The organism is Pseudoalteromonas sp. Z1A8 (assembly GCF_011378855.1).
Lineage (GTDB): Bacteria > Pseudomonadota > Gammaproteobacteria > Enterobacterales > Alteromonadaceae > Pseudoalteromonas.
On record NZ_WTLB01000007.1, the window covers coordinates 1 to 18416 of the forward strand.

General features: G+C 40.0%; 18 protein-coding genes. 7 read left to right on the forward strand and 11 right to left on the reverse strand.

The window, feature by feature from the left end; translation table 11 throughout:
- Positions 1-24 precede the first annotated feature (24 nt).
- Both GQR55_RS04335 and GQR55_RS04340 read right to left on the reverse strand, forming a co-directional pair.
- Positions 25-771, reverse strand: coding sequence for a hypothetical protein (locus tag GQR55_RS04335; RefSeq protein WP_206012027.1), 747 nt, complete (start codon positions 769-771; stop codon positions 25-27).
- A gap of 465 nt (positions 772-1236) precedes the next feature.
- Complete coding sequence (locus GQR55_RS04340; RefSeq protein ID WP_166419586.1) at positions 1237-1824, reverse strand: cold shock domain-containing protein; 588 nt, start codon at positions 1822-1824, stop codon at positions 1237-1239.
- A 461-nt stretch (positions 1825-2285) separates the two neighbouring features.
- Between GQR55_RS04340 and GQR55_RS04345 the strand changes: the two genes are divergently transcribed.
- Complete coding sequence (locus GQR55_RS04345; protein ID WP_165728663.1) at positions 2286-2903, forward strand: trimeric intracellular cation channel family protein; 618 nt, start codon at positions 2286-2288, stop codon at positions 2901-2903.
- A 101-nt stretch (positions 2904-3004) separates the two neighbouring features.
- Here GQR55_RS04345 and GQR55_RS04350 read toward each other — a convergent pair whose 3' ends face one another.
- Positions 3005-3508, reverse strand: coding sequence for a YetF domain-containing protein (locus GQR55_RS04350; protein WP_166419587.1), 504 nt, complete (start codon positions 3506-3508; stop codon positions 3005-3007).
- A 63-nt stretch (positions 3509-3571) separates the two neighbouring features.
- Positions 3572-4024, reverse strand: coding sequence for a DUF302 domain-containing protein (locus tag GQR55_RS04355; RefSeq protein ID WP_166419588.1), 453 nt, complete (start codon positions 4022-4024; stop codon positions 3572-3574).
- A 198-nt stretch (positions 4025-4222) separates the two neighbouring features.
- Between GQR55_RS04355 and gloA the strand changes: the two genes are divergently transcribed.
- Entirely contained in the window at positions 4223-4750 is a 528-nt protein-coding gene (gene gloA / locus GQR55_RS04360; protein WP_166419589.1) for a lactoylglutathione lyase, read from the forward strand.
- A gap of 70 nt (positions 4751-4820) precedes the next feature.
- On the opposite strand, the gene GQR55_RS04365 is transcribed toward gloA, so the two are convergent.
- The 7 genes from GQR55_RS04365 to bioB form a co-directional block, all read right to left on the reverse strand.
- Positions 4821-5336, reverse strand: coding sequence for a hypothetical protein (locus tag GQR55_RS04365; protein ID WP_166419590.1), 516 nt, complete (start codon positions 5334-5336; stop codon positions 4821-4823).
- A 246-nt stretch (positions 5337-5582) separates the two neighbouring features.
- A complete protein-coding gene (htpX, locus tag GQR55_RS04370; protein WP_166419591.1) occupies positions 5583-6446 on the reverse strand; it encodes a protease HtpX in 864 nt (287 codons plus the stop codon).
- A 234-nt stretch (positions 6447-6680) separates the two neighbouring features.
- Complete coding sequence (locus GQR55_RS04375; protein WP_166419592.1) at positions 6681-8234, reverse strand: FAD-dependent oxidoreductase; 1554 nt, start codon at positions 8232-8234, stop codon at positions 6681-6683.
- Between the two features lie 163 nt (positions 8235-8397).
- Positions 8398-9081 carry a dethiobiotin synthase gene (bioD, locus tag GQR55_RS04380; RefSeq protein WP_166419593.1) on the reverse strand — a complete coding sequence of 228 codons (684 nt, stop codon included), beginning with the start codon at positions 9079-9081 and terminating at the stop codon, positions 8398-8400.
- A 28-nt stretch (positions 9082-9109) separates the two neighbouring features.
- Entirely contained in the window at positions 9110-9997 is an 888-nt protein-coding gene (locus GQR55_RS04385) for a methyltransferase domain-containing protein (protein WP_166419594.1), read from the reverse strand.
- Entirely contained in the window at positions 9994-11151 is a 1158-nt protein-coding gene (locus GQR55_RS04390) for an 8-amino-7-oxononanoate synthase (protein WP_166419595.1), read from the reverse strand. The genes GQR55_RS04385 and GQR55_RS04390 overlap by 4 nt, the downstream gene beginning before the upstream one ends.
- A gap of 12 nt (positions 11152-11163) precedes the next feature.
- Entirely contained in the window at positions 11164-12204 is a 1041-nt protein-coding gene (gene bioB / locus GQR55_RS04395; protein ID WP_166419596.1) for a biotin synthase BioB, read from the reverse strand.
- Between the two features lie 94 nt (positions 12205-12298).
- Here bioB and bioA point away from each other — a divergent pair, with 94 nt between their 5' ends.
- From bioA to GQR55_RS04420, 5 genes are all read left to right on the forward strand, one after another.
- A complete protein-coding gene (bioA, locus tag GQR55_RS04400) occupies positions 12299-13600 on the forward strand; it encodes an adenosylmethionine--8-amino-7-oxononanoate transaminase (RefSeq protein WP_166419597.1) in 1302 nt (433 codons plus the stop codon).
- 178 nt (positions 13601-13778) lie between these two features.
- Positions 13779-14591, forward strand: a complete 813-nt coding sequence (locus GQR55_RS04405; RefSeq protein WP_166419598.1) for a hypothetical protein — start codon at positions 13779-13781, stop codon at positions 14589-14591.
- Positions 14592-15632, forward strand: a complete 1041-nt coding sequence (locus tag GQR55_RS04410) for an extracellular solute-binding protein (protein WP_166419599.1) — start codon at positions 14592-14594, stop codon at positions 15630-15632.
- The gene (locus GQR55_RS04415) at positions 15632-17131 is read left to right on the forward strand and encodes an iron ABC transporter permease (protein WP_166419600.1); all 1500 of its coding nucleotides are present in this window, start codon (positions 15632-15634) and stop codon (positions 17129-17131) included. The genes GQR55_RS04410 and GQR55_RS04415 overlap by 1 nt, the downstream gene beginning before the upstream one ends.
- Before the next feature lie 14 nt (positions 17132-17145).
- Positions 17146-18162 carry an ABC transporter ATP-binding protein gene (locus GQR55_RS04420; protein WP_166419601.1) on the forward strand — a complete coding sequence of 339 codons (1017 nt, stop codon included), beginning with the start codon at positions 17146-17148 and terminating at the stop codon, positions 18160-18162.
- The last annotated feature ends 254 nt before the right edge of the window (positions 18163-18416 follow it).

The window sequence follows — 18416 nt, forward strand, 5'->3', positions numbered from 1 at the left end:
CTTTGATAATTCACTTACTTTAACTTACCGCGCCCTGTTTATTTGTAAATTAATTGAGGCGACAACTATCCTGACACAGGGGGGATCACTTGATGGTATAAACTCAACAACCTTTTTATGTACATTATCACGCGCCATTCTATTTTCTGAGCTGGTATTTCTTAATGCAGCCCTAACAAGTGACTCGAATGCAATTTTTGTCAACCCCTTGTCTGTATTCTCATCTTCCCACTGCATACCTAAATACGTTAACGCTGCTTTTGACTCTATTGAAGTTAATGCTGGTCTAGATTTCTCAATGATTGACTCAGATTCCAAGAGTGGTCTTGCAATAACATCGACTAGCTGAGAGGCGCAATTATATTTATTATCATCTAGCTCGTATCTTTCCAAAAACCAACTTTTATCACGGATATCTAATGAAATACCTTTACCAAGACATTTTTGTTTTAATGTATCGCCTTTGGCACCGATTTGTTGGTTTGTACAATAAATTAGAACTCTTATTTGATCGAAGTTTTCTTCAAGACGCTTTATCGTCCTCATAACTTTAGGATCAAAGTCTTTAGACACTGAATATTGAACAGCTACATATGTCGATCCATCTGATGAAAATAACTCCGAGTCTCGTCCTCCATCACCACTTGGAGATGCCATTGTCCTAAGTGATGGAAGCTCAGATGCCAGAAAACCAGAGCTAAGCTCTTCGAAGTACTCCCAATCTGATGGTCTTGTTTTGTCTAAAGCCAACTCAAATAATTTTCTATTCATGCTATTTCCTAATTTATGACTCTAGCCTGCCATGACGCATAACGCCCAATTAACAGTCTAAAAATTGTTGGCTAAAATGTTGGGGAACGAAAACAGCCAACTGTTTTTAGTCCTTGTTTAATTTCTTGTTATGCGAAAATAAGTTGTACATACATTAAGTTGTTTTAGTACACCCATCTAAGTTGTTTACTCCATCTTTTCGCCACATACGGTCGAAAATAATCATGGACACAAAAGCTAAAAATAAGAATAAGCCCATTTGTTCAGAAGGCGTATATTACGTTGTTCGATAATTACACCAAACAACTCATTTAAAAACAGGTAACTACTATTGCTACTCAGTAGTCTTTGTTATTTAACCCCAACACGACTTCAATAATGTTATGGGACAAATATCAAATTACTGTACCTATACACAGCAATTAATTAATTCTATTTTTATTTAAGGCTTTATAGCTCTACCCTTTAAAACCTTGTATCCCTCTCACAAGGATCACCATCATTATCGCCATCCATTTTTGTATTCGGGCAGTTATTAATGAAGAATATTGCTTCGTCTTTAGATGTCATTTGGCTACAGTGCTGCCTACCATCACACGTAAAATTTTGTGTGCTTTTTGGAATAACCATTTTTGGGTATTTTTTATCAAAGGTGGCTAAATCAGCGTTGGTTATAACTGGAGTTTGGCTGCTTGAGTGAGCGTTGTATTTATTAATCGCATAAAAGCAAAGTGCAGCAATTAGCGCTATTGAGGCAACTTTACCTAAAAAGCTACTGGCAAAATTAGATTTAGCCATACGGTACGGCTGTTGTGTGTGTTTTTGGTAAGGTGCTTTAAGCTCTGTAACGCCTTCTATGCGGCAGTTAATTGCTTTGGTTTTGCCGTCGGGCTGCGTTGCTACTTCAAAGTAAATAGTGTCGCCAACTTTAGGCTTGCGGCTCATGTGTTTGAGGGCTGATATGTGTATAAACGTATCGTGTTCTAGGGTGTCTGATTTAATAAAACCAAAACCTTTGTCTGATTTCCACGACTTTAACAATCCTTTGTGCATATGTGTGCCCTTAATAACCTGTAATGCTTAAACTGCGCTTTACGCTAGTTTCATTTAGTTAACACTTGTTATTATACGTCCCTAAATTAATACCATGCAACTATTTATTCATATTACGTTAATTTTACGCTCTACCTACTAAACTTAATTATTAAGCTTAACTATTAAACTTAGCTATTAATTAAAGCACTAAAGCAAGTGCCCTAACAATGCTCATAGGACTAAAACCAAGTAAAAAATCAACCAGCTTTATTTTATGGCTAACGGATAAATGTCCTTTAAATTTTAATAATTAACCCTCAGCTCTACAGTGACTTAACAGGCTGTTTACACTGTGTTTTGTCATTAGTTATTTCTATCTGAATTAAGCTTTTTTAGTATGATTTCTCATTCGTTTTTTAGATCATTTATCTATACAATCACTCCTTTATTTTTACGCACATATTTCAAGTGATTATCTCATGCTATTAACGATTGTTTATATTATTGGTATTACAGCAGAAGCCATGACTGGCGCACTTAGCGCAGGACGAATGAAAATGGATTGGTTTGGCGTAGTGCTAGTAGCCAGTGCGACCGCAATTGGTGGTGGCAGCGTACGAGATATATTACTAGGCAATTACCCGCTTACCTGGGTTCAACACCCAGAATATTTATTAATTACCTGTATTGCCGGTATTGTGACTACATGGCTTGCTAAGTGGGTGGTTAAATTTAAAGGCATATTTATGCGCTTAGACGCGCTGGGTTTAGCTGCATTTAGTATTATAGGCTGCCAAGTGGGTCTAAATATGGGCTTGCACTATGGTATTTGTGTTGTGGCAGCCATTGTTACTGGCGTATTTGGTGGCTTATTGCGTGATTTAATATGCCGTCAAGCGCCATTGGTATTGCACAACGAGCTGTATGCTAGCGTGGCGTTAATTGTAGCGTGCTTATATTTAGCGCTGCACCATTACAATATTGACGACAACATAAGCATTATTGTAAGCCTAGTTGCAGGATACTTAATACGTATGGCATCAATACGCTTTAAATGGCGCTTACCTACGTTTAGTTTATTAGAACCGGCTAAATAGCTAAATTAGTTATATGAGACAGGCTTGAATCTGCTAGGCAATAAAGCCTGTCTTCTCTTTAATGATCTTTATTACTCTTTAATGATCTTACTATTTAATACTCACACTACATCGCTTAACGCGGTTTTAGAGCCACTGTTATTGTGTGGCATTACGCTAAAGCTGCCGTCTGTTTCGAGCACAACTGCGGCGACCTCTTCTATTGCAATAATACCTGCGCCTCGCATAGCGGCGCGAATTTCTGATTTTGTTACCCGTTGTGATTTAAGGGCTGAATCACAATACTCGCCATTACTTAACAATAACGTGGGCTTTGCTTTTACAAGCGCTGCAAATTTTGACGAGCGCACACTAAGCCAAGTAATAACATATTGAAGCCCTATCAATACTACAAAGGCTAGTATGCCCTCAGCTAACGGTACACTTTTTGAAATAATAACAGACGCTAAAATAGAGCCCAGCGCAATGGTGACTACAAAGTCGAACACATTCCACTTTGAAAGCGTACGTTTACCCGATACACGTAACCAAAACACCAGTGCCACATAACCCAGCACACCAATTATAAGTACACGTAATAACCCCTGCATGTCATCGTAAAACATAATGGCTCCTTTTCTATTTTAACGCTTAATGTAAGTGCTCGTTACTTGCTTACATTTTTTAATTTATTGCTTAACTGTAGTTATTGCGAGTGTGTGTAATACTTTGCTTATTTTTTTAGCTGCAGGGCAATTTGCTGCATTATGGCGCTCAGCTATATAAGCAAGATCGTTGTAACTTAACCACACTTGCGATTGTGCGTCTTCCCATACCAGTGCTTTTAGCGGTAAATCAATACCTATTGTTTGAGCGCACTGCATAAGAGGTGTTCCACCTTTAGGGTTACCAAATATAAGTACTTCTGTTGGGCGTAGTTGTTGCTCTACTTTTTTAGCACCGGCTGCGTGATCTATTCTTGCAAATATATTTAGCCCTTTTTGTTTTGCCAAATTCTCAAACTTATCCATAGTGGCTTTTGCACTTAATGGGCTTTTTACTGAAATTAGCCCCTCTACTGCGTTACTATTTGTGATAGTAAAGAGTAATGCGAGTCCAAAAATAATGTTTAGTGTTTTCATACTTTCTCCTTTGAATATAAGTAACTAAAATTTACAATTTTAAAAGTTAAATCGAAGAGTTTCACTTTACTATATTAAATTTACTTCTTACACGTTGAATTACTCTTGAATAACTTAAAGCGGTTTAAATTTATCTTACGGTTGATTATGATGGGTCAATAATTATTTATTCCGCTTTATTATTTTGAAAGGATCGCCATGTCTAGCTATAACGAATCTCCAGAGCAAATTGAACAAGCCACGCAAGGCTATGTAATGCAGCAAACAATGTTGCGTATTAAAGATCCAAAGCCGTCTTTAGAATTTTATCAAAATATATTAGGTATGAAGCTTTTAGGTAAGTATGACTTTCCTGGTATGAAGTTTACGCTTTACTTTTTAGGCTACGAACAAGAGCTGCCAGAAGGCGATGATAAAGCAAAAGCTGAATGGGTGTTTCGCCGCCCTGCGTTAATTGAGTTAACCCATAACTGGGGCACTGAAAACGACGATAGTTTTGAGGGCTACCACAGTGGTAACCAAGAACCTAAAGGCTTTGGCCATATTGGTATTAGCGTACCCGACGTTTACGAAGCAAGTGAGCGCTTTGCAAAATACGATGTAGAGTTTGTTAAAAAGCCAGATGATGGCTCAATGAAAGGTCTTGCGTTTATTAAAGACCCTGACGGCTATTGGATTGAAATACTCTCTGCTGAGGGAATTACCGAAATTATACTTTCTCAATAACTACTGATTTTTTTATATTAAAAACCAGCTTTTTTTGCTGGTTTTTTTGTTTTACTCGTAAAATTTATCTCTATTTATAAGCCCAAGCATCGGTTATAAACACTTGGCACTTGTTGTAACTAATAGCAGACTTTTGTGCTATTCCTCTTACTCTAAAATTAGTTAAGCCATCCGCTATTATTAGGTCTTCGTCGGTTATTGATAGCGTATCGACTAGTGCGTTTTGCTCTGATAAAAAGTCGACTTTAAACTTTATATTTTTAAACGAAAAGTCTGATTCATTTTTTATTTGCCCTATACACGCAACATACAAACCATCGGTTTCATTTTTAGTGCTTATTTGGCTTACATTAGCAGTTAGGTTTTTTTGTGCTTGTTCTTCAAGCCCTGCTACATAAATATTTTGATAAAAAACAAACCCAAAAATACCAACGATACTTAAGGCCAATGCACCAATAATTATGGGATTATTTTCTAAGTTAGAGTACTTAGCTTGAAGAGAGGTGCATTGCGGGCATTTTTTAGCGCGAGAATCAATTGAGCTAAAACACATAATGCATTCTTTAGTTTGCTGAATATCTACCATTACAATAAGCATCCTTGTTAAGTATTAAAACCACCAGCAGTGCTGACTTTTAAGGAGTTTAAGTGTACGCATGCAAAGAATATCCGTAAACACAAATAGCTTAAATAAGTAACGATTTTAGCACCCATTAAAAATAACTGTATATAAACACAGTACGCGTGTTTTTAGTATTTTAACGTAAACACAAAAAAGCCAGCGGTTAAGCTGGCTTAGTATATTTACTAATTTATATAGTTACTTACATAGCTACTTACGAAGTGCGTCTATTCGCGCATCAAGCGGTGGGTGAGATGAAAACAGCTCAGCCATACCTTTACCACTTGCAATACCAAAGGCCATCATTGAACCTTCTAATTGCGATGGGTGGTTTTGCTTTAATCGCTCAAGCGCTGAGCGCATTTTGTCTGCACCTACTAATTTAGCTGCGCCACTGTCGGCTGCAAACTCACGTTTACGGCTGTAGCTTGCAACCACTATGCTGGCAAGTACGCCAAATAATACTTGGAATAACATATCGAATAAGAAATAAGTCCAGCTACTGCCGCCCTCTTCTTCATCGCTATTAATAAAGTTATCTACTATGCCAGCCAGTACTTTTGCAGCAAATATTACAAAGGTGTTTACCACGCCTTGTATTAGCGTAAGCGTTACCATGTCGCCGTTAGCAATATGCGATACTTCATGGGCAAGTACGGCTTCGGCCTGATCTTGGGTCATGTTGTGCATTAAGCCTGTACTTACTGCCACTAATGAGTTGTTTTTACTCGGGCCGGTTGCAAATGCGTTCATTTCTGGGCTGTCGTAAATTGCCACTTCTGGCATTTTAATACCTGCTTTTTGTGCCTGCGCAGATACCGTTTGTACAAGCCAGCGTTCTGTTTCATTACGTGGCTGCGTAATTACTTGTGCACCGGTTGATTTTTTAGCGATCCACTTAGACATATACAACGAAATAAACGATCCACCAAAACCAAACACAGTGGCTATAAGTAAAATTCCGCCAAGGCTACGATGGCTCAAGCCCAGCGCACTCATTATAATTGAAAGCACTACACCTAATACCAACATAACCGCTAGGTTAGTTAATAAAAACAAAAATATACGTTTCATATTGTCCTCACAAAAATAGGTTTGATCACTAAGCGATTAATGCATTTGGAATTAAATCAGCTCAAAGCAATCACTGCGCTATGACACACTATGTCATAGCGTTAGCGCTATTCTGTGACAAACTATGTCATAACGCAAGGGTTATTTATGTGTTTATAAATATAATTTATTACAGAAAGCCTATAAATATTATTTTAAATCAGCCAATTGAAACGCAGCCTGTTAGTCCATTTTTTAAATGCTGTTGTTTACTAATGCCATTTCAACAGGAAAGTTACGCTCTTTGGCTAATACTTGAGCTACTTCGGTTATATCTGCATGGCTAGTTTTATTTAGGTATGTCCATTGGTGGTTTTCACGATGCTTATTAATATCGGGCTGATTGCTCACTAAACCTAACTTTATAAACTCTGCAACAATTTCATCGGCTGCTGTAAGGGTTGATGACGCTTTTACATTTTCAGCACGCGCATAACTAATATGCGAATATAAGCTTACATCGGCTACGCGCAAAGTGTCGTCTTCTCCTGGTATTTGTTGGCCGCCAAACAGCGCATTATTTTGTGTATTGGCATTTTTAAATGCAGGTACAAATTCGGCTACATAATCAATGGCTTTTTGGATGCGTGTTTGCAGCGCTGCTTTGTCCCAGCCATCTTCAATATAATGCAGGTACTTATTAGGTAGCTTAGGTTGTGCACTTATTGCTGTTGTATCTGCTAAGCCATCGTTAAATAGCGTAATGGCGTTGGTCATCCCGTGTATTTGAAAATACCCATTAGGATAAGGCGTTAACTGCGCCATACCTTCTGGCGTACCTCGCTTTCCATAAATAATAATTTCGGGTATTTGTCCACCCGCGCCCTGCCAATGTGTAATGTAGGATGCTTTAAATTCAACCATGCGCTTAACATTTACCCCCACCATGTCGTCAATAATCCCGGTTTGAAAGCCACACGCATTAATAAGGTAATCTACTTCAAGTGTTTGGGTAGCTGAGGATTGCGATGATTGGTATTCAATATTCCACTTTGATATTTGCTCGCGCGTATTGGTACCGTTAGTTTTTACTGGCGATACCTGTTTAACAAGTGTGTTTGTTAAAACATCAGCATGGTCGTACTGTGCAAGCGCTAATTGCGCACTGGCCGATAGCCTAAATATATTCCAACCATATTCTTGCGCCACTATTAGCGGGTATTTTATTTTTCTTAAATTTAAATGCTTAGCTACCGGTATCATCCATTCATCAAGCGTTTTGGGCTTTGTTACTTGTTGTTGATTTTTAAGCTCAAGCATTTGCTCACGACTATATAGCTGGTAGTAGTTATCGGGTTCCCCTAATACTTTGTTTTTGGCGTCTTGCTGAATAAGTTTTTTGTAGGCTTGAGTTAACTTATCTAGCCTTGGTAGTAAATCCTCAGGCGAGTCGTCATCACGCGTGGGTACTGCAAACACAGTTGGCCTTACATCGATGGTGTAAGGATAAAGGCGCAAAATATCTATACATTGCTTAAGTAAATCTATGCAGTCTTCGTCGGGTATTTCACGATATAAATTACCACCAGCATGCAAGTGACACATTGGCGGGCCATCAATTAACGACTTTTTTTTCTCAAAAATGGTTGTTTGTATGCCCAAAGCAGCTAAACGAATCGCAATTGTTGCCCCCGCTGTGCCCCCACCTAATATGCCTACACGCGTTTTTGGTAAACGACTACCTAGTGCGTCCACTTCAGATTTTTGGTGCACATTTTGGGTGTAGTTTTTAATAAATGGGTGCGTCATGGTGTGAGGGCTGTCCTTGGTGACATTATTGTAAATGTAGGCTGCGGTTATTAAAGTTGATATGTGTACTAAGGTAGGCTATTTCAAGGCTTAAATACAATAAATAAGCGCATGTATTTAATACAAATACTGCTTTGTATTTAACAAAGCAGTATTTTAACTTTTAAGAATTTAGATCGAGAGTATTGAGTAAGCTTTTGTATATTTGTAGTTTAGGTGTTTGTTCGCTGTATGGGCTTATAGCCAAAATAGGAAATGGCAAACGTGCTTTAAGCGTATCAAGGTTAGCTTGGTATTCTTCCATATTGAGATCTACTTGATTTGCAATCCAACCAACACAATTTACGCCTAAGCTTTGCATATGGGCGGCTGTAAGTAAGGCATGATTTAAGCAGCCTAGCTTCATACCAACAACGAGTATGACTGGTAGCTGCTCAGCCTTTACCCAGTCGTATAAATAGTCGGTATTATTAATTGGTAGTGCCCAACCACCCGCGCCTTCGGTAAGTAGGTAATCAGCGCCTTGTTGTTTTACGTTTTGATACGCTTCGGTAAGCTTATCAACAGTAATTGTAACGCCTACTTGCTTAGCCGCTATATGCGGCGCAATAGGTGGCGCAAAGGCAAACGGATTAATTATATCGTACTTGGCACTAACGGTTGCACTTTCCATTAGTATGAGTGCATCGGCGTTTACCAGCTGATCGAACGCCATTTCGCAGCCTGCAGCAAGGGGCTTATAGCCAATAGCGTGTTTTTTATGTTGGGCAAGTAGCTTTAGTAGCAAGCTGGTAACGTGAGTTTTTCCGGCATCGGTGTCGGTGCCTGTTATAAAAAATTCTTTCATGCGTTGCCTTTAATGTCTTTGGGCTTATTTAGTGTTTTTCTAATGATAACAATACCACATGGTAGGACACACATGCTTTGTTGTTTATTAATGGGTATGCATTACATACATGTTGTAGTGCCGACTTTGTAAGTAATCCTCGGCGTGTATTACTGTGATTTTGCGTTGTCGCACCAATAGCCTTAATAGATTTAATGGCTTTTAAAGGCGTTGAGTAAGTATCGGTATAAACCACTTTTTGTGCGCTGTTTATAACAAAACCTGCCTTTTGGACTGATTGGTTTATATAAAGCTCGCTATTAAATGTATTTATATGGCTGTTTGAATCAAGCGCTGCAAAGGCTGTTTTAATTTCATTAATTGACCCTGAAACTACTGTACTTATATACGCTTTACCACCGGGTTTTAAAGCACGATAAAGCGATTGCATTAGCTTTTCAAAATTAGCTGACCACTGCACTGCAAAATTACTATAAATTACATCAACACTGTTTGCTTGTAGCGGTAGGTTATCCATATCGGCGCAAATACGTAACGTGTTTAATGCGCTGCTTTTTAGCATGTTTATGCTTAAATCCATTGCTATAACGCTACCGAATATACTTTGTAATGAGTGCGTATTAACAAGCGGACCTGCACCTAAATCTACACATACCTTGTTTTTATTATGTTGCTGCGTGTTTATTAGTTTGAATAAGTCACTTGCAGCCTGCTTTTGTACATTAGCATGCTTGCTGTAGCCATCGGCAGCTTTTGAAAAGTTACTTTGTGTAGATTTTTTTAATGCATTGCTACTCACATTTTTATGAGTATTAACGCCATTAGAATCATTTTTTATAGCTGTAAGCGTTGCAGGCGTGTTTATATATTCCTGCTTTTGCACAGTGCTAGTATTGCTAAATTTTTGAGCAATCATGCTATTGCGCCTTTTAAGTGCTCAATAAGCGTGGTTATATCTTGCTTTGTATGAGCGGCAGTAAGTGTAATGCGCAAACGCGAGGTATTATGTGCAACCGTGGGCGGGCGAATAGCGGTAAGCCAAATACCCTGCTGCTTTAGCTTTTCAGCCGCTTTTAAAGTGTGCTCAGCGCAACCTAATACAATGGGTTGAATGGCTGTGTTTGATTCCATTACAGCAATATTATGGCTTTTAGCGAGTTGCTTAAATAATTCAATATTGGCATTTAGCTTATCGCGTTTATCATCAGCTGTTTTTATGCTTTTAATACGCGCAAGTGTATGGCTTGCCATGAGTGGCGACATGGCGGTTGAGTACGTGTAATCGCGATTAAATTGCAGCATGTAATCAATAAATTGCTGGCTGCCTAATACACACGCGCCACTACTGGCAACGGCTTTACCAAAGGTGATTACTAATATATCGGGAAGTGTAATACCCTCTTCTAAAAGTGCTTCGCAACTGCCAAGCCCTGTTTTACCCAAAGCACCAAAGCCGTGTGCATCGTCAATCATTAGCCATGCGTTGTGCTGTTTTGCAAGTGCGAGTAACTCTTTAAGAGGCGCGGTATCGCCATCCATCGAAAACACGCCTTCGCTTATAATAAGCTTGTTTTGCGCTTTTGATTTTTCGAGTCGTGAGCGTAAATGGTTCATGTCGTTGTGATTAAAACGCACTAAAGCCGCGTTAGAGTGCAAAGCACCGTCAATCAAACTTGCATGATTTAACTTATCTTGAAAAATAGCGCTGCTTTGTGCAGCGGCTTTATCTTGAAACAACGCTTTAATTACGCTGCTATTAGCGCTAAATCCTGAGTTAAATAGCATCCCTGCGCCATAACCAAATTGCTCGCATAGGTATTGTTCGAGCGATTTTTGCTGCGCCTGATAACCTGTAACCAATGCGGAGCTGTGACTCCCTAATGCGTAAGAGTCATTAAGGTTAACAGCCACATCACTAAAGCCTAAGTAGTCGTTACTGGCAAAGTTAAGGTAGGTTTTATTATTAACCGTTATGGTGCGCGCTGTTGCATGTTGCACTACGTGGCGTTTACGAAGTAACGCATTTTGCTTGCGAGCCTGCAGATGCGTATTTATAAAATCAAAAGGCATAGATATAAAAGCCTACGCTTCGTAAAACAATTCAGAGGTTGCTTTGTCGGCTACTTGCGATGAAAGCGAGGCTTCTACTGCTTCGTCTGAATAGTCGTGACGCTTTTCTGGGTTCATACCTAATTTTTTAATTAGGTTCATATCTGCATCAGCGTCTGGGTTTTCGGTGGTAAGTAGTTTATCGCCATAAAATATTGAGTTAGCGCCTGCAAAAAAGCACATTGATTGCATTTGCTCGTTCATGGCGTTACGCCCTGCCGATAAACGCACATAGCTATGTGGCATCATAATACGCGCTGTTGCAATGGTACGTACAAATTCAAAGTGATCTAAATCGTCTATGTTTTCAAGCGGTGTGCCTTTAACTTTTACAAGCATATTAATAGGCACGCTTTCTGGCTGTTGTGGCAAATTAGCTAGCTGCATAAGTAGTCCGTAGCGGTCACTTGCTTGCTCGCCCATACCAACGATTCCGCCCGAACATACTTTCATACCGGCATCACGTACGTGATCAATGGTGTTTAATCTATCTTGAAAAGTGCGGGTTGATATAATTTGCTCGTAATATTCTGGTGATGTATCGAGGTTATGATTGTAGTAATCAAGCCCTGCGTCTCTAAGTTCATGCGCTTTTTCGTTTGTGAGTTTACCCAGTGTCATACAGGTCTCGAGGCCTAACTCTTTTACTTCTTTAACCATTTGCGAAATGTATGGCATGTCTCTGTCTTTTGGATCTGACCATGCAGCGCCCATACAAAAACGCGTTGCGCCTTTTTGTTTTGCAAGGCGCGCTTGCTCTACTACTTTTTCTACTTCTATTAAGCGTTCACGCTCTAAATCAGTTCGGTAGTGCCCCGATTGCGGGCAATACTTACAATCTTCTGGGCAAGCGCCTGTTTTAATTGATAACAACGTAGAAATTTGCACTTCATTGGGATTAAAATTAGCACGGTGAACCGATGCGGCTTTAAAAAGTAAATCGTTAAATGGCATTTCAAATAATGCTTTAACTTCAGCGTGGGTCCAATCGTGACGAACAGGTGCAAGTTCCATAATACTCTCTTATTTTTTTCATAACGGTGATATTGGCTTAGTCTACGAGTTGAAGTACCATTGTCAACGAAGCCCACCAAGTTAAAGTTTACATATGAGTAAAAAGAATACAATAGACCTTGATTTTGATCGACAGCACATTTGGCACCCATATACCTCTATGACACAGCCAATTCCGGTTTACCCCGTTACCCACGCAAACCACAACATTATTCATCTTGAAACTGGCGAGCAATTAATTGATGGCATGGCCTCGTGGTGGAGCGCAATACATGGCTATAACCACCCTGTTATAAATAACGCCATGGTTGAGCAAATCAACAGTATGAGCCACATTATGTTTGGTGGTATTACGCATAATAGTGCGGTAGAACTGTGCAAAAAAATAGTAAACATAACGCCGCCTAGTTTAACTAAAGTGTTTTTAGCCGACAGCGGATCGGTAAGTGTTGAAGTAGCGATTAAAATGGCGCTGCAATATTGGTTAAGCCAAGGCATTACAACAAAACAAAAATTAATGACGCCATACAAGGGCTACCATGGTGACACGTTCGCAGCAATGAGCGTATGCGATCCTGTTAACTCAATGCATAGCTTATATAGCGGCTTTTTACCTGTGCATATTTTTGTACCTGCACCGGTGAGTAAGTTTGGTAGCGAGTTCAACCAAGCAGAAGCCCTAGATCTTGAAGAATACTTTAAAGCCCACCATAGCCAAGTAGCTGCATTTATAATTGAACCTATTGTGCAAAACGCGGGTGGAATGAACTTTTATCACCCCGATTACCTAGCCTGCGTACGCAAGCTTTGTACGCAATATAATGTGCTACTCATTTGCGACGAAATAGCCACAGGCTTTGGCAGAACAGGCAAATTATTTGCTGTAGAGCACGCTAATATAGAGCCCGATATAATGTGTATTGGCAAAGCGCTCACAGGCGGTTCAATGACGCTATCGGCCACTATAACTAGCGATAAAATAGCCATTGGCATAAGCGAAGGTGAAGCTGGCGTTTTAATGCATGGCCCTACTTTTATGGGTAATCCGCTTGCCTGTGCTGCGGCGTGTGCAAGTATCGATTTATTACTTGAGCAAAATTGGCAACAACGAATAAAGCAAATACATACCCAACTACAACAACTTAATAAATGCAGTGAACTAGATGCGGTTGCCAATGTACGTACCTTAGGTGCAATTGGTGTTGTAGAGCTTACCGATAAAGCTGGCAATGTGAATGTTGCTAAAATTCAGGCTTATTTTGTAGAGAAAGGTGTTTGGATCCGCCCTTTTGGTAAACTAATTTACCTTATGCCACCGTATATAAGTGATGATGCGAGTATAAAAACACTGTGTGATGCCATTTATAACGCTATTGAAGGCAAACACTACGTTTAAATACTCATATTAAGCGTATTAATACCCGTTAATTTGTCGATTAGTGCCAACAATGTGTAACTAACCGCTACATTTAGTGTTTTTATCTATTTTGACAGTTTGTGGTTATTGATCTCCTTAATCTTTAACTATATGATAATGTCTATCATTTACAATTACCTTTATGGACTCTTTTGCAATGAATTTATTATTTAAACCGGCTAAAACGTTAGGTGTAAGCCTTTTACTTGCTTCAGCTTTTATGGCGCAACCAGTATTGGCTAATGGCCCAATTGGCGAGCATGTAAATCATCTTCAAGAAAACATTAAAAGTTACAATGAAGAAGTTGAATGGATGATTGGCAAAGTTGACACCATGGTAAACGACTACGATACCAAAGGCGCTAAAGCAGTTAAAACTGATGATTTAATTGAATATTGGGAATCAGTTAAGTTTCATAGCGCAATAGAAACTAATTTCGTACCTGTTTACGCTTCTATTTGGCAAGGTATTTATGGCGTAAAAATGGCCATTGAAAATGGCAAACCAGCGGCTGAAGTACGTAAAGAGCAAGAAGCGATGAACATAGCCTTGTGGCAGGGTCTTGGGGCTGTTAAGCTTGCTGCAAAATTCCAGCAAAAAGGCTTGTTAGAGAGCGTTAAAGCAACTGCAACTACTGAAATGACACAAAGTGCGACAATTGACGAAATTAAGCACAAATTAGACCGTGTAGTCGCTAAATTTGCTGAGCGTTTACAAGACGAAGCAACAGATATTGTTCACGATACTTACCTGCACCTATTTGAAGGCGTAGAAGGTACGCTTATTGAACAAGACGCTAACCTAGTTGAAGTGCTGGAAAAAGACTTTAACGTAACACTGCCGCAAGCAATTAAAAATAGTAAAAGCGTAGACGATATACGCGATGTGGTAAGTGACATGCAAACTAAATTAGATCGCGCTAAAACGCTAATAGAAAAAGCTGAAAAGTCGCGTAAGGATGTATTTTAAGTGAAGCGTAGGACCTTTATACAAGGCCTAGCTGCGTTAGGGGTTGTTGGCTCATTGCCACTTCCTCTTTCTCGCGCACTAGCTGCCAATATAGCAAACCCTGTTTCGGTTGATGATTTACCAAAGCTTAAAGGCGAGTTAACGCTTTATTTAGGCCGTGGCGAAGGTGGTTTGTATGAAAACGTATTACAAGCAATCCAGAAAAAAAATCCCGACTTTAAATTAGGCATACGCCGAGGTCCAACAGCTGCACTTGCAAATACAATCGTAGCCGAGGCAAAGGCTGGTGTTAAACGTGCCGATATTTTTTGGGCGGTAGATTCCGGTGCCATTGGTTTAGTGACCGATGCAGGCCTTGCTCAAACAATTCCAACCGATTTATCTGATCAATTACAGCCACAATTTAGGTATAAAGAATGGGCACCTGTTACAGGTCGCATTCGTACATTGCCATATAACACGTCGCGTTTAACTAAAGATCAAATTCCGACAAGTATTATGGAAATTGCCGACAGCGATTTAAGCATTGGTTGGGCGCCCGCTTATGCGTCTTTTCAATCGTTTGTTACCGCTATGCGTATTTTAGAAGGCGATGACAAAACCGCTAAGTGGCTTAAAAAAGTCAAAAAACGTTCTAAAACATACGCCGGTGAACTTGGTGTAGTTATGGGTGTTGAACGCGGTGAAGTAGATATTGGTTTTGCTAATCACTACTACACACTACGCCTTAAGTCGGGCAAGCCCGATGCAAAACTCGATTTAGCCTTTACCCAAAACGATGCAGGTTGTTTAGTTAATGCATCTGGTGTGCTTGCTTTGAATGACGATCCACTTGCTACTAACTTTATGCGTTATTTACTCAGCAAAGAAGTGCAAGGTTATTTGGCAACTGAAGCTTACGAAATTCCGTTAATCAATAATATTAGCCAACCAGAGGGATTACCTTCACTTGCTGATATTTCACCGCCTAAAATAGATTTAACCCAACTGGCAGATTTACGACCTACCATCGATTTGATGAGAAATAACGGCGTTTTATAATGCGACTACCCGCTTCTTACCCAATGGCGCTGCTTGCAGCGCTCATTACGCTTACCCCTGTTTTTATATTAATGGTGCTTGCTAGTGATGCCAGTTCCGTTTTTGATAGTCATAATTTAAAAATTTTAGGTAATACCTTAGCCCTAATGGGGTTAACGGTTTTAGGTTCTATTTTAATTGGTGTGCCACTGGCCTTTATTAGTGCGTATGTGCATTTACCATTTAAAAAACTATGGCTGGTATTTTTTGCAGCGCCTTTAGCTGTGCCCAGTTATATTGGTGCGTTTACCTTATATGCGGCCTTTGGCCCAGGCGGCGAAATAAACACGTTAACCGGTATAGAAACCCCTTCTATGTATGGTTTAACGGGCGCCGCGATTGTAATGACCTTATACACCTTCCCATTTGTAATGATGACCACTCGCTCGTCCTTACTGAGCCTTGATGCAAGTATGGTTAACGCCGCGCGTACACTGGGTATGTCGATGACGCAAAGCATATTTAAAGTCATATTACCGCGTGTAGTAAACGGCATAGCCGCAGGCTCATTGCTGGTAGCGCTTTATACATTGTCAGACTTTGGTACACCCGCAATGATGCGCTTAGATACATTTACCCGTGTTATATACGTTGAATACAACGCCTTTGCGTTAGGCCGTGCAGCCATGCTCTCATTGCAATTAATGGTGATTGTTGGCTTTTTATTATTAATAGAATCGCAAATAAAAACAGACAGCGAAAAACAAGGTCGCCCACTTATTTTGTTTCCAAGCAAATTGCAGCTAAGCGCCATGTTTGCTACCTTTGCGCCAGTGTTACTATTAGCTATTGGCTTACCGCTTGCGATATTTTCGTTGTGGTTAGCTCGCGATGGCTTTACCTCGTTCGACTTTAATATTGCATGGAACTCAGCGTATGCATCAGCTATTGCCGCTGTTGTTGCCGTAATTGTAGCCGTGCCCGTTGCCCATGCAGCATTAAGTGGCAAAGCAGGTAAGGTAATGGAACGCGTTACTTATTTTGGATTTGGTATACCGGGTATAGTTATGGGCACAGCCCTTGTTTACGGTGGTTTGCAGCTTCCCTTTTTATACCAAACGCTCGCATTATTAATTATTGCTTATATGCTTCGTTTTTTACCGCTGGCGGTAGGCTCAGTTCGAACTAGCACCGAGCATTTAGATCCTAGTTTAGTAAAATCAGCTCGCGTACTGGGTGCAAGCCCTCGTGAAGTATTTACCCGAATTACGTTACCACTGACTATGCGCGGTATAATTGCCGGTGCAGCACTGGTATTTTTAGAGTCGATGCGCGAACTAGAAGCCACCCTATTGCTCGGCCCTACTGGGTTTGAAACCCTCTCTACCTATTTATGGCGTGTTTACGAAGCGGGTTATTTTGGCCGTGCCGCTATACCAGGATTATTGTTAGTAGTGATTTCTGCGTGCGCGTTAGCTATTATGCTCTCAGGCGAAAAACGCAACCAGTTAGAACATTAAGGATTTAAAAACACATGCTATCTGTAAGTCAGTTGTCTATAGATTACGGCAGTAACCGCGTAGTAAACAATTTAAACTTTTCGCTAGGCGAAAGTGAAATCCTTATGCTTGTTGGCCCTACGGGTTGTGGCAAGAGTACTATTTTACAAGCGCTTGCTGGTCTTATTCCTATTAGCGAAGGCGAAATAAACGTAGCTAAGTGGCGTGCAACGCCAAAGTTAAACGTGCCGCCAGAAAAGCGTAGCGTAGGAATGGTGTTTCAAGACTTTGCATTATTCCCGCATTTAACAGTTGAGCAAAATATTTGCTTTAGGCTAAAAGATACGGCTCCTGCCGAGTATTGGATAAACTTACTTGGACTTACTGATTTTAGAGAAAAAAAGCCCGCAACGCTTTCGGGCGGTCAAAAGCAGCGCGTAGCACTTGCGCGCACGCTTGCCCACCAGCCTGACTTTGTATTACTAGATGAGCCGCTTTCTAATCTTGATGCCGCATTAAAAGATATGCTGCGCTGGGATATAAGAAACGCACTTAAAGATGCTGGCGTTCCGGCTATTTGGGTGACGCACGACCAAGAAGAAGCACTTTCTGTTGGGGATCGTGTTGGCGTTTTAAAAGGCGGTGAAATTCAGCAAATTGATACACCTGAGCGATGTTTTAGTACGCCTAACAATCGTTTTGTAGCTCGCTTTTTAGGTGAAGCCAGCTTTATTTCAGGTAACTTTGATAACGGACAAGCCACTACCTCAATTGGTAATGCCCCAGCCCACGGCGTTGACTGTGAAAGTGGCGACGTTGATGTACTGCTTAGGCCTGACGATGTATTACTTGTTCAAAGTAGCGTTGGTAATAACGGTGAAGTTGTATGGGTACGATTTGAGGGTGGTAGCCGCTTGTGTGCTGTAAAACTTGCGTGCTCTACTATTGTAACTAGCCGAGTGAGCCATGAAGTTGTGGTAAACCCTGGTGATGCCGTACATGTATCATTAAGTACATCGCACCCGCTAGCGGTTTATAAATCTATAGACTGATTATAATGCTAATTAAGGTATTAATTTTAAACATTAATACCTTACATTTTTATTATCTAGGCTCAAAAATCAATTTAAATACGTGCGTTGTTAAAGCCCTACCACCTAAAAACTAATACTTTCTACCTTAAAAATATCACTATAATTAATAAATAGCAGGTTATATTATGAACCTCTTGCTATTAATCAACTGTTGCTGTTTACTGATCAAAGATTAATGTTCTAACAGTTCCTCTCAGATATCACTTATCAGG